Annotated in this window: 11 protein-coding genes and 1 pseudogene; all 12 read right to left on the bottom strand. The window is 60.7% G+C overall.

Translation table 11 applies throughout. The annotated features are described in order from the left end of the window. Nucleotides 1-405: 405 nt before the first annotated feature. Nucleotides 406-879, bottom strand: a pseudogene (locus KLP42_RS27405) (rolling circle replication-associated protein); the annotation flags it as partial. Between the two features lie 247 nt (nt 880-1126). Then, nucleotides 1127-1702, bottom strand: a complete 576-nt coding sequence (locus KLP42_RS17935) for a hypothetical protein (protein WP_215568318.1) — start codon at nt 1700-1702, stop codon at nt 1127-1129. Continuing rightward, a complete protein-coding gene (locus KLP42_RS17940; RefSeq protein ID WP_215568319.1) occupies nt 1689-2339 on the bottom strand; it encodes a hypothetical protein in 651 nt (216 codons plus the stop codon). The genes KLP42_RS17935 and KLP42_RS17940 overlap by 14 nt, the downstream gene beginning before the upstream one ends. A 38-nt stretch (nt 2340-2377) precedes the next feature. Continuing rightward, nucleotides 2378-4048, bottom strand: a complete 1671-nt coding sequence (locus KLP42_RS17945; RefSeq protein ID WP_215568320.1) for a major capsid protein — start codon at nt 4046-4048, stop codon at nt 2378-2380. Nucleotides 4049-4247: 199 nt separating this feature from the next. Next, nucleotides 4248-4958, bottom strand: a complete 711-nt coding sequence (locus KLP42_RS17950) for a hypothetical protein (protein ID WP_215568321.1) — start codon at nt 4956-4958, stop codon at nt 4248-4250. After that, nucleotides 4955-5218 (bottom strand): Pam3-gp28 family putative phage holin, encoded by a 264-nt coding sequence (locus KLP42_RS17955; RefSeq protein ID WP_215568322.1) that lies wholly within the window; start codon nt 5216-5218, stop codon nt 4955-4957. The genes KLP42_RS17950 and KLP42_RS17955 overlap by 4 nt, the downstream gene beginning before the upstream one ends. A gap of 179 nt (nt 5219-5397) precedes the next feature. Next, nucleotides 5398-5913, bottom strand: coding sequence for an MgtC/SapB family protein (locus tag KLP42_RS17960; protein ID WP_215568323.1), 516 nt, complete (start codon nt 5911-5913; stop codon nt 5398-5400). A gap of 343 nt (nt 5914-6256) precedes the next feature. Continuing rightward, a complete protein-coding gene (locus tag KLP42_RS17965) occupies nt 6257-7471 on the bottom strand; it encodes a glycosyltransferase (protein ID WP_215568370.1) in 1215 nt (404 codons plus the stop codon). Nucleotides 7472-7485: 14 nt separating this feature from the next. Next, nucleotides 7486-8724 carry a glycosyltransferase family 4 protein gene (locus KLP42_RS17970; RefSeq protein WP_215568324.1) on the bottom strand — a complete coding sequence of 413 codons (1239 nt, stop codon included), beginning with the start codon at nt 8722-8724 and terminating at the stop codon, nt 7486-7488. Nucleotides 8725-8729: 5 nt separating this feature from the next. Continuing rightward, a complete protein-coding gene (locus KLP42_RS17975) occupies nt 8730-9938 on the bottom strand; it encodes a glycosyltransferase family protein (RefSeq protein ID WP_215568325.1) in 1209 nt (402 codons plus the stop codon). A 62-nt stretch (nt 9939-10000) separates the two neighbouring features. Continuing rightward, entirely contained in the window at nt 10001-11173 is a 1173-nt protein-coding gene (locus KLP42_RS17980) for an ABC transporter permease (RefSeq protein ID WP_215568326.1), read from the bottom strand. Beyond that, a complete protein-coding gene (locus KLP42_RS17985) occupies nt 11170-12168 on the bottom strand; it encodes an ABC transporter permease (protein WP_215568371.1) in 999 nt (332 codons plus the stop codon). Before KLP42_RS17985 ends, KLP42_RS17980 begins: the two co-directional genes overlap by 4 nt.

Raw genomic sequence — 12168 nt, forward strand, 5'->3', positions numbered from 1 at the left:
CCAATATTCACGGGTTAGCCTGTCTTCATACTCTTGGACATATTCGCTTTCGGGGTAGTGCCACCCCCTTGGAAGCGACGGCGGCCCCTCGTACCCAATCCGAGGGAACCCCCGCCATTTGCGTATGAAGTTTTCGCAGAACAAATCGGAGGACTTGTCAGCCAGCCGGAATTTCACCGGCTTTCCGTCTGATCTGCGTTTAGCTTCGTTTGGGAACGTATAAATTCCGTCTTGTGGGGCTAAGCCCTCATCTACGAAGCGTTGCGCTCTTTGTTCGAAATACAGCGCGCCGATTGGCGGATTTTTCGACATGCAGAGCTTTGATTGGGCGCTTTCGTCATCAACGTCTTTGTTGATGTATTTGCATGCGTACCGCACACCGCCCTTTGTATGGCCCGCGTGGAGCGGGTCCCATTGGCTAAAGCCATGCGGCCAACAGGGCTCATTAAAGCGCCTGTTCCAGACGAGAGGGACCCACGCACGTTGTTCGCGTTTCTCGCGGTGCCACGAGTTGCCCCCGTAGTCCCAAAACCCATCTGGAAGCTTTTCTTGAAAGAAAATTACGATGTGCCAGTGAGTGCGGCCCTTTTTTTTGCCGATCTCACCAACAACGAGATACCGGAATTTGAGTTTCCGGTTCCGCAGTTGCTTGAAATAATTTTGCACATCGGAGTAAGTCAAGATAGCCGATCTAGCATGGCTTTCGTTCCCGTTTTCGTCCCTTCCATAGGTCAGGGTGATGAAAACAGATGTAACGCTTGTCTTACTTTCGGCAATGCATCGACCAACCCAGTTATCTACTCTGTGTTCGAGACATTGCCAGCATTTTCGACATGCGGCTGTTTGGCCATCGTTCAACAGCGTTGGTGATATACACATGATTTCTCTCCGGAAGCAGCCGCAGTCAGTAAATGCACATTTAGACAAGGGAGGATGCGGGCGCGCGCCTACACACACGCGAGGAGATGTGTAGGCGCGCAGGATCGACCGCCCCGGAAGCCGGGACGCTCGCTTTGCTTATGAGGCGGGAGTGGACGTTTAGGCGCGCTTCACCGTTGCCGGTTAAGCAGCGCTTCCACTCCCTGAAATGTTGCTGAAGAGGCTACGGCCTCCGGCCTTTGGCTCGCTAGCGCTCCACGGTCCCGGAGGCACCGTGCGGAGACCAATACTTGTCGCCTGAAATGGCAATCTGTCGCCAGTTCGAAAGCTCGAAGTGAGCAGGATCGTAAAGCCGGTTATCCATGGTGTCGCCGTCACCGTCCCAATCACCGCCCCATGTGATTTTGATATCCATGGAGCGGGCGACTTCGTGGCCCAGGTGGCCGATCACATCCCATGCATGGGGAATGTTCGGTTGATCCATCCAGCCTAAGGTGCCGTGGATGATATCCACAGCAGCACACCGATGCGGCCAAAGACCATCGTCGGGATGGTCTTTCGAATGCCCGAGAACAAAGGCCGCCGCCTGTTCGTCAAACGTGCGCACAATGCAATGAGCGAAAAGAGGGATGCCGAGCGCAGCCCCCCTTTTGACGAGCTTGTCTGAAAACTCCAGAATATGCGGATGGGCGCCGACGCGATTAGCTCGCGTCTGCTGTTCCTGATACCTGGGAGACTTGAGAAAACCCGGATTGCGCATGGCTTGGAGTGCACGAGGATAGACCGTCGCCGGATCGATGTTGCGATAATCAGGCGTCGGCATTGGGTTCCCCCTCATCTCCTCCCGAAGCCGCTGCATCGATTGCCGGATCGCCTGCACCGTCGCCGGTGGAGCCTTGCGGGCCAGCGCCTGCCGTTCCGAGATTTCCAGAAGCTGAAGACGCAGAGACATTCGGGGTCACCTTTTCAGCGAGTTGCGCCATTTGCGCGGCAAAGGCCGCACGATCTTCCGCCATCTGGCGAAGCAACATTTCCTGATTGTGCCGTGCAGCACGTTCGATTTCGAGAATGCGCGGATCGCGCTCCTCCCGCTCCCAGAGGCGGGCATAGCTGGAGTAATCCGACGCCTCGACGCTGAAGGCCGTATTGTCGGAGGTATCCAGCCAGATCGAACCGCCGAGCGCCGCGAGGCAGAACGACCCCCGGTAAAAGAATTCGATCTGATCGAAACCCGCCGCGACGTGCGCAAGGAAGATCGACCCGGCTTCATCATGCGACGTGACTTCGCCGGTTTCTTCATCGATCTGGACGGGCGTAATGTAGAGATTGACCGCCTGAGGCGCATTGACGCGCATCTTGATCAAGCGGGCCTGTTCGGCCTGCCCTTGCGGGTGCTGGAATGTCGCGTCAGTGCCCTCCGGCAGTTCCGCGAATGCCTGAATCATGTTGAGCTTCTGCATCTGATTTTTCCGTGAAAAGAGGACGGCCAGAAGGAGGATTAAACCCCCTTCGTCAGCCTCGATTGATCGACCTGGGAGAGGACTTCGGCATACGCGTTATCGTTTTCGAGCAGACGCGTTCCGAATTGCGTGTTGCCTTCGATGATCGCCGTTCCCTGCAGCTGCACTTCACCGATATCCTGATTGGTGACGACGAAAGGCAGCGTGTTGAACGTCTCGGAAATCATGAAATCCGAGTTGTAAGCAGGGTTTGCCACCTCCACCGTCCAGAAGTGTTGCCGTTCTTCGTTGAACGTGTTGTCGGGCGCCGACTTGAACCACTTCCCGCCGATGCGGGTATTCGACATCTGCCATTTCCAGTTAAGGGGACGGTATCCGAACAGCCCGTTCGGGTCCGCATGGCTTGTGTCGATTTCGCCCTTGGACATGCGTTCGACCTTCTGAGGGTCCAGATCATCCCGCATCGCATTGGGAAGCGTTGCCGGATCGGCAGTGAACAACAGCGGATCGCGCCCGCGCTCGAAAAGCTGTTCCGGCAGGATTTCGGCAACGATCATGACGATACCGCCCGTAGGCGTGCGCGGCAGCACCATATCGAGATCGCAGAAGGCCGAGCCGTTGACAACGGCATCGGTCAGGTTCGCGCCATCGGTCGCCCACCGCTTTTCGACGCCAGCAATCTCCGTCTTGTCGGCAATCAGAATTGGCTGTTTCCACATCTGATCAGGCACCGAAACGCCCTGCATCAACAGGTCGATGATAAAGTTATCGGGGATGCCTTCGAATTGCGCCTTCAGGTTCGCATACCACTGTGTACGCTTGGCAAGCTCAATATTCGCGAGCGAAATCTTGACGCCAGCATTTGCCATACTGACAAAGATATCCGGCACGCTCACACCGCCCACGGTCTTAGACTTCGCCGCGAAAAACTCATTCGCATTCGCCGCGTTGAACGGCGCTCCCGGAGCATACGTGACAGCCGCACCAGTGCTATCACGCCCGGACACCGACGCCGTACCGAACGTTGTGTTCATTTTCAAAATACCTTGAACAGGGATATTTGCACTGGTGAAGCTCAGATCAACTGAACCCTCCATCGCGACATCATCCCAATCAGGGACAACATACTTGAACTGTTCATGCTGCCAGAAGGCGGGCGCAAGCGCCGTCGCGGTCATTGCCCGCTTCTTCGCCTGATACAGCGTTTCCGAGCGATTCCGCGCCCGGAAATTCCAGATCAGGTTATAGGCCTCGATATAGGCCGTATTGATCACGTCGGTCGGCGCGGCATGAAAGCCAAGATACTTGTGAATTGCGATGGAGCCGACCGGCCCCGCCGTCATCGTGTTGAAGAACGGCGTGACGGTGGAGCCGTCAGCGATATTCTGTTTCATGTAAGCACGGTTGAATTCATCCATGCCGCCGTTGAAACGCTCGAAGGCGAGGAACGGCACGAAATAGGCCATGAACCGAACCTGAATGCCGTTCTTGATAACCTCGGCCGTTTCCATCAAATCCACCTTGCAATGGATCATGGAATTCCGCAGCTGATCTTCACGCAGCAGCGGAAACGCCGCAACCGGAACCATCTTGCCGGCAGGCATGGACGTTGCAACGATCTGATTGATCTGTCGCACCGAGCGCGCGATGGAAATCGGTGTGGTATTCGTGCGCGCAATGTCGCGAATTTCGTTTGCACTCAGTCTCATTTGCGCTTGCCCTTCTTCAGGGTCTGGACCTTGCGCCAGACCTTCATTGATGCTTCTTTGAGTTTTTGCGCGCGCCGCTCACAACCAGAGCAGCGAACGCTTTTTTTGACGTCTGAGGACATGGGGAACCTATGGTTACGATCTATCGAATCGGCTTTTTCTTCATCGTGATTGCGATCTTAGGGGGGGTTTTCATCGCCTAAGGACGCTGATACCGCCCCCACCTGCCCTGCCCTGCAGGAACACCCGCAGGGCGCTCCTTAGGTCCGGGAAAGGTCCAACTGTCCCACCAACTCGGAGCACGGGTAACGGCTTGCGCCCCTTCAGACCTGACAATGCCGATAGTCGGCACAATCATCTGATCGAGATCAGGAAGCTCAGGATTGACCATCCGATGACGCTTGCCGTTATCATCGATAACGGTCACGTACATCGGCATAGGCTTATCAAGCTTCAGGTGCTCAGGCATGGGAGGCCCGATGAACGCCCCATCATCCTTTTTTCCGAAGGATGAAACTTTGACGCCAGTCGTCTGAGATGCCGGGTACAACTGCCCCGGCATCGCTTTCGGCCCCTCTCTGAGTTGCCGAAGCTGATAGTCAACGAGCGCCGTATCCAACTGGCGTTTTTTTTGCTCCAGCGGATCAGTCTTCTTTTCGAAGGCTTCACCGAGCGCGCCGCCGAGAGAGGCAAGCGCGCCAGGTATCTGCGAAGCAGTCGGGCTTGTGGTGGTGGTGGTGGAAAAACCGGCAGAGCCACCATTGCGAAGAGCGGTCAGGGGATTGAAGCCAGCAGCGCTAGCATCCCGAACCATCCTATCATAGTCAACATAGCTTGTGCTTGTCGTCGTGGTCTTCTTACTGCCGAAGAGACCACCGACAAGACTACCAATCGCCGAAAAGATGCTCATCGAGCCGACCCCGTCGGAGCGAGATCGTTGATAACCCGCATGGCAGCGCGGGTTTCCGCCTTGCGGCGGTCGATCAGTTCCCAGCAGACATTGAAAGCAATGACGCCAGCGCCGCCGATCAAATCGGCAAACTGGCCGACAAGTTCTGCCGGAACTCCCTTCGCCGTCAGGTAACCTACAAGAGCAGACGAAGCAGCCCTTGCGAGAGGAGAGAGGATCACAAGCAAAAGCTTGCGATCGATATTCCATTTCAATTTCATGCGAACCCCCTAATATTGGGATTTCGCGTTTAGGTTGCTGAAATCATCTTTTGTTCACGATCCAGATGATGCCTTACGCCACACACCTGTGTAGCGGCTATTTAGTAATGCGACAGTTGGGCCAGTTAGAGATGCGACAGCCTCGCCTCTTGATGTACTGGTCAATGCCAACGTCGGGTTCAATGCTGCCGCCCCTGTCTTTCATTCTCCTCCTTCTTTTCGTCGCGGCCAAGGTGATGTTCGAAGCGACGCAGCAACCAGAGAACCAGCAGGGCGAAGACTGTCGAAAGGCCCGCCAGCTGCCAGAAACCAAGCCCAGCCGCCAGACCGATCGTTCCGGCCAGCCACATGCCGGCACCGGTTGTCAGCCCGCGCACCTCGCCTCGTGAAAAGACGATGGTGCCGGCGGCCAGAAAAGCAACACCGCTGGTCAGGCTTTCGATCAGGCGCAGGGGATCGATACGGGTCCGGTCGGAACTGAAGGTCTGCAGATGCGTCATCTCGACGGCGGCTATGGCCAGTGTTGCGGCGGAAAGGCAGATGAGAATATGGGTGCGGAAGCCGGCCGCGCGCTGGTGCCATTCACGCTCCAGCCCCACAATGGCACCGCAGATCAGGGCAAGGCCAAGGCGCAGGCCCATCACGCCAAGCGGAAGGTATGTGTCGCGGGATAATTCGTCGGCAATGGTTTCCATGCGGGGAAAACATGGCCAGCGTATGCCTTGTTCCCTCCGCGCGGTACGGCTGGTGCCGGGTGACGTGCGATGTCATCGACCAGCCCCAACGGGGGCTCCACCCCCTGCCAGCGGTTCGCGCATTCCCTGAAACGGGCTTGCGCCCCTGGCCTGCTGCGCGGCCGAGCCGCAGCGTCGCGCCCAGTCTCTGCCGCGAGGGAGGTCTGGCCCGATCCCCTCCCCGCTCCCGGCGATGAAGGACCACGTCCCCACCGGCCCGGTCGGCATCTGTGTCGCTAACACATTGCGTCCGCGCGAGTTCCAGCGATCCGGCAAAACTTGGAAGGCTGCAGGCGAGGCGGCGTCAGGCCTCTTGCGGGCGCTCACCGGCGGCCGTTTCGGCGTCCGGCGCACCTTCGGGCCTGTTCTGCGCGGCAAGCATGTCGAGAATGATCCGGGCCGTGGTCGCCGCCCCGTCAAGGGAAAGCGAAACCGGCGGCACCGTGCCGGCCGGCTGCGCGGAGGCTATGGCTTTCGCCAGCGTCTCGCCGGACAGCGCCTTCTCCGGCACCACGCGGGCAAGCCCCAGGGCTTCGAGCTTCTCGGCCCGAACCGTCTGCTCCGTTTCGCCACCGGAGGCAAACGGCACCAGAACGCTGGCGCAGCGGGCCCGCAAGAGATCGCAGACCGTGTTGTAGCCGGCCTGGGATATAGACAGCTCGGCATTCATCAGCAGGCTCGGAAAATCCTTGCGGAAGCGCACCAAAACCGCTCCCTCGCCGGCACGCGCCGACAGTCGGTCGAAATGGTCGGCCGGCATGTTCGGGCCGGCAATCAGGCACCAGCTGCGCCGGTCGCCAAGCTGCTCGCGCGCATCGACGGCCGCTTCGATCAGGGCAGCGCCGACGGCACCGCCACCGGCAGAGACAACCACCTCGAAACGGTCCGCTGCAGGCTCTGGTGCATCGGGTGCCACGAGCCCGGTATAATGCACCTTGTCGGCAATCGCGGCGGCAAGCGGAAAGGTATCCTCCAGCCGTACGAACCGCTCGTCGCCATGCATCAGCACCCCGTCGAAATGCTGCATGACCAGTTCGGCCGTTTCCTGGTCGCGGCCCGGCTTGCGGTTCTGCTGCAGGATGTCGCGCACCGAGCTGAACAGCAGCGGCTTCGGCTGCCGCGCGCGGATCGCCTCCAGCAGCGGCAGCAGTTCGAAGCGCATCTGCCGGCGACCGAAGGGAAAGGCCTCGATCAGAACCGCATCCGGTGCTGCGGCGTGGAAAGCCTCCAGCAGCAGCGCGGTGCGCTTTGCTTCCAGCCTCTCGTCGACCTTGCGGCCATGCTCGTCCACCAGGCCGGAAAAGCCGGTGGTGGAGGACAGCACGGCCGGCAGCTGGACATGATGCACATTCGGTCCGGGAAACCCCTCGATGGCATTGCCGCCGGTCACCAGCGTCACCTCAAGCCCCGCGGCGTGCAGGGCGGCGGCAATGCGGCTTGCACGCACCAGATGACCGATGCCGAGCAGGTGCTGGACATAGAAGAAGACGCGCTTGCGGACCTGCTGGCCGGAGAGGATGATGTCGGACACGCTCAGTTTTCCCTGTTCCAGCTGGCGGTGAAGAGCCGTTCGAGATCGGCAATGCTGTTCTTGTGGTCGAATTCGGTGCGCACCTTGTGTTCGGCGCGCGCGGCAAGCTGCCGGCGCAGGTCCGGATCGCGGATCATCCGGGCGAGTGCTGCCGCCAGGGCATCCGGGTTTTCCGGCGCCACCAGCAGGCTGTTGTCGCCATCGGCAAACAGCTCGATAATACCGGAGACCGTGGTGGACACCACCGGCAGACCCTGGCTTGCCGCCTCCACCATCACGTTCGGCAGACCGTCGCGGTCCCCGTCGCCGGTGATGCGGCAGGCAAGCGTGAAGAGATCGCTGTCGCGGTAGTGCTGCAGCACATCGCGCTGGTCGAGCGCCCCTTTCCAGGTGATGCGCGCGCCAATGCCCAGCCGCTCCGCCTGCTCCTTCAACCGCGAAAGCTCGTCGCCGCCGCCGATATGCACGAAGTGCCAGGCCAGATCGGCGGGCAGGCGGGCCAGCGCCTCCAGCAGCACGTCATAGCCCTTCTTGGGCACCGCACGGCCGACGCTGAGAAGCCGGGCAGGATCGGCAGGATCGGAGCCGTCCCGCGGGCTGCGTGTGCCGGTGCAGGGCGGGAAGCGTTCCAGATCGAGACCGTGATAGCTCAGATGCACGTTGCGGCGCGCTCCGGACAGCCGCATCAGCTGATCATAGCCGACGCGGGTGCAGGTCACCGCCCAGTCGGCATCGGCAAGCTTTTGCCTAAGCTCCCAGTCCGGCGAGGTCCAGATGTCCTTGGCATGGGCGGACACCGTCCAGGCAATGCCGTTCATCATGCTGGCATAGCGGGCAACCGAGGCTGGAGTATGGATGAAATGCACATGCAGCCAGCCCGCATCCTGCGGCCATTCGGCCGCCAGCACGGCCGCCTGGCCGAAGCGGCGGAACCGGTTGCGCGACACATCGCGCGGCAGATCCCTGAGGAAGGCCTTCAATGCCCGCCCAAAACCCGGAAGACGGCGAACCTTCGTCAGCGCCCGCAGCACCCGCAGCGGCTCCTCATGCAGGTATTCCGGCAGATACCAGACCGATGCGCGGATCTCGTCATGCACCGGGTGGCGCTTCCTGTCGGTGGGGCGGCGCATCGCCACCAGTTCCAGCGTGAAACCGGCCCGCTCCAGACCCAGCAGTTCCTGGGCAATGAAGGTCTCCGACAGGCGGGGATATCCCTTGAGAAGGACCAGGATCTTTCTCATGCCCCTCAGCCCTGAGCCAGCGACAGATGGCTGTCGCCCTTGCGCTGGAACCAGTCGGCCACGATGCGCGAAATGTTCGGCAGACCCTCCAGCTGCATGCCCGGCGCACTGATCGACGGCGGATCGCGCTTCAGCAGATCCTTGATCGCGCCGGCAAAGCGCAGGCTGTCGGCCGATTCATCGCCGGAGATCATGCTGACGAGACCGAGTTCGCTCGCCCGCGTGGCGCGGATCAGCTGTTCCTCGCGCGGCTGGGTGCGCGGCACGATGAGCGCCGGCTTGTCGAAGGACAGGATCTCGCAATAGGTGTTGTAGCCGCCCATGGCGATGACGGCCCGCGCGTTTGCGATGCGGTCTTCCATGCGATTGTCGAATTCCAGGATCTCCAGATGCGGATGCCCCTCGCACGCCTCGCGGAAGTTGCCGCGCTGCTCCGCCGGCATGTAGGGCCCGAGCACGATCACCGCCTTGTGGGTGAGCGTCGGATCGGCGTTGTAGGCACCGATGACGTCGCGCACCAGATCGGCGCCATCGCCGCCGCCGCCGGTCGTGACCAGCAGGTAATCCTCCTTGCCGACCTGGCTGCTTCCGGCATCGAGGGAGGCCTTGCGCTGCAGGAAGCCGACGAAATTCATCTTGGAGCGCACGGAAGCCGGCACGTCGATGCCGGTCAGCGGATCGTAGAAATCGGGCGGGCCGTAGATCCAGACGTCGTCATAGAGATTGCCGATCTTGCGCAGCACGTCGTTGCGCTTCCACTCGGCTTCCAGCAGGTGCGGCGCATCCATCACGTCGCGCAGGCCGAGAATGAGCGTGGTACCGCGTGTCTTCAGATAGGCGAGCGTGTCTTCCACCTCGTTGCGCAGGCCGAGCGGCTCCTTGTCGATGATGAAGATATCCGGCTCGAAGCTCTCCGCCGTATGGCGGATGATCGACTGGCGCATCTTCATGGTTTCCTGCAGGTCGATGTGCCGGTCCATGGAGGTGTATTCGCCGTTGCGCAGCTTGATGACGCTCGGGATCTTCACGAAATCGACGCGGGCGCGATAGTCGAAGGCGCCGGCAATCGTCGCGCCGGAGACGATCAGGACATTGAGCCCGCGATAATCCTCAACCAGCGAATGGGCGATGGTGCGACAGCGCCTGAGGTGGCCGAGCCCGAAGGTGTCGTGGCTGTACATCAGGATACGGGCGTTTCCCAGACGTCTCGGCATACTCTGTCTTCTCCGTAGAATTCATGTGCCGGACAACGCCTCCCCGCGCGATCCGAAGTCTCTCACTTATATGGGTCGGCTGCATCTCTAAGCCCATCGCCAAGGAAATTGAAGGCGAGGATGACGAAAATGACCGGAACGACCGGAAACAGAAGCCAGGGATAGAGCGCCAGTACACTCACCGTTCGCGCTTCCGTGAGCAGCACGCCCCAGCTCGTGATCGGCGGGCGCAGGCCAAGCCCGAGGAAGCTGAGTGCCGTCTCGCCAAGAATCATGCCGGGAATGGTCAGCGTCGCGCTGGCGATCAGGTGCGACATGAAGCCGGGAATGAGGTGGCGACCGATGACGCGCGCGCTGCCGGCGCCCATCATCTGCGCGGCCAGCACGTAATCCTCCTCGCGCAGCGCCAGCAGCTTGGAACGCACCGCCCGCGCAAGACCCGTCCAGTCAAGCAGGCCGAGAATGACGGTAATGCCGAGATAGACGAGCAGCGGGCTCCAGTCCACCGGCAGGATCGCCGCCAGCGCGAGCCACAGCGGAATGCTCGGGATCGACTGCAGCACCTCGATGACGCGCTGCACGACGAGATCGAACCAGCCGCCCCAGTAGCCGGCAAGACCGCCGATCACGATGCCGAGAATGAAGCTGGTCATCACCCCGAACAGGCCGATGGTCAGCGAAATGCGCGCGCCGTAGAGGACGCGTGAAAAGATGTCGCGCCCCAGCCGGTCGGTGCCGAGCAGGAAGAACTGGCCACCCTCGGCCGGGCAGACGAAGTGCCGGTCGGTTTCCACGAGGCCCCAGAAACGGTAGGGCTCGCCCCGGCAGAAGAAGCGCAGCGGCTGCACGTCATTGCGGTCGTCGGTATAGACGCGGCGCAGGTTGCGCATGTCGAGCGTCATGTCCTGCCCGTAGACGAACGGTCCGACAAAACGGCCTTCATGGAACAGATGCACGCCCTGCGGCGGCGCAAAGATGAAATCGACATTGCGCGTGTGCACCTTGTAGGGCGCCAGAAACTCCACGAACACGATCATCACATAGGCGATCAGGAGCGCGATGCCGGAAATCAGCGCCAGCCTGTGGCGGCGGAAACGCCACCACATCAGGCGAAGCTGGGACGCCTGTGCCGCAACGCCGCCGGCATCCGCCTTGTCGTCGGCATAGGGGTCGAAGGGCGCGGTGCTGACGAAATGCGGCAATTCGTCCGTTTGGGCGTGGGTCGTGGCGCTCATTTGGTGCTTCCTCCGCGCAGACGGATCCGGGGATCGAGAAGGGCGAGCGCGATATCGGAGACCAGAACACCGATCACGGTCAGGAAGGCGAGGAACATCAGGAAGGACCCCGCCAGATACATGTCCTGGCTCTGCAGGGCGCGGATCAGCATCGGCCCCGTCGTTTCCAGCGACAGCACGACGGCGGTGATCTCGGCGCCCGAAATGATCGCCGGCAGCACCGAGCCGATGTCCGAGATGAAGAAATTCAGCGACATGCGCAGCGGATACTTCACCAGCACCCTGAAGGGATGCAGCCCCTTGGCGCGCGCCGTCATCACATACTGCTTGTGCAGCTCATCGAGCAGGTTGGCGCGCACGCGCCGCACCATGGCCGCCGTTCCCGCCGTGCCGATGATGATGACCGGGATCCAGATATGCTCGAGGATCGACCGGAATTTCGCCCAGCTCATCGGCTCGGCGAGATATTTCTGATCCATCAGATGGCCGATCGACGTGCCGAACCAGATATTGGCGAGATACATCAGAACCAGCGCCAGCACGAAATTGGGCACGGCCAGACCGATGAGACCAAGCAGCGTCAACCCGTAATCGCCCCAGCTGTACTGATGCGTGGCCGAGTAGATGCCGATGGGAAAGGCGATGATCCAGGTCAGCACGATCGTCACCGTCGACACGAGGATCGTCAGCCACAGCCGGTCGCCCACCACGTCGGAAACCGGCAGGCGATATTCGAAGGAATAGCCGAAATCGCCGTGCAGCATGCCGCCGACCCAGTGCAGATACTGCACCGGCAGCGGCTTGTCGAAGCCATAGCGGGCGCGCAGTTCCTCGATCTGCTGCATGTCGGCCTTCTCGCCGATCGCCTTCAGTTCCTCCACGTAGCTTTCGAAATAATCGCCGGGCGGCAGCTGGATGATGGTGAAGATCAGCATGGAGATCAGCACCAGCGTCGGGATCATGACGAGCATGCGCCAGAGGATGTAGCGGATCAT

The sequence above is a fragment of the Rhizobium sp. CSW-27 genome (genome assembly GCF_018760785.1).
Lineage (GTDB): Bacteria > Pseudomonadota > Alphaproteobacteria > Rhizobiales > Rhizobiaceae > Neorhizobium.

What these genes read in the sequence shown, in the direction of transcription:
- KLP42_RS17975 (WP_215568325.1), bottom strand. Translation starts at nt 9,938, where the DNA reads ATGCCGAGACGTCTGGGAAACGCCCGTATCCTGATGTACAGCCACGAC.
- KLP42_RS17940 (WP_215568319.1), bottom strand. Translation starts at nt 2,339, where the DNA reads ATGCAGAAGCTCAACATGATTCAGGCATTCGCGGAACTGCCGGAGGGC.
- KLP42_RS17950 (WP_215568321.1), bottom strand. Translation starts at nt 4,958, where the DNA reads ATGAGCATCTTTTCGGCGATTGGTAGTCTTGTCGGTGGTCTCTTCGGC.
- KLP42_RS17935 (WP_215568318.1), bottom strand. Translation starts at nt 1,702, where the DNA reads ATGCCGACGCCTGATTATCGCAACATCGATCCGGCGACGGTCTATCCT.
- KLP42_RS17955 (WP_215568322.1), bottom strand. Translation starts at nt 5,218, where the DNA reads ATGAAATTGAAATGGAATATCGATCGCAAGCTTTTGCTTGTGATCCTC.
- KLP42_RS17960 (WP_215568323.1), bottom strand. Translation starts at nt 5,913, where the DNA reads ATGGAAACCATTGCCGACGAATTATCCCGCGACACATACCTTCCGCTT.
- KLP42_RS17970 (WP_215568324.1), bottom strand. Translation starts at nt 8,724, where the DNA reads ATGAGAAAGATCCTGGTCCTTCTCAAGGGATATCCCCGCCTGTCGGAG.
- KLP42_RS17980 (WP_215568326.1), bottom strand. Translation starts at nt 11,173, where the DNA reads ATGAGCGCCACGACCCACGCCCAAACGGACGAATTGCCGCATTTCGTC.
- KLP42_RS17945 (WP_215568320.1), bottom strand. Translation starts at nt 4,048, where the DNA reads ATGAGACTGAGTGCAAACGAAATTCGCGACATTGCGCGCACGAATACC.
- KLP42_RS17985 (WP_215568371.1), bottom strand. Translation starts at nt 12,168, where the DNA reads ATGATCCGCTACATCCTCTGGCGCATGCTCGTCATGATCCCGACGCTG.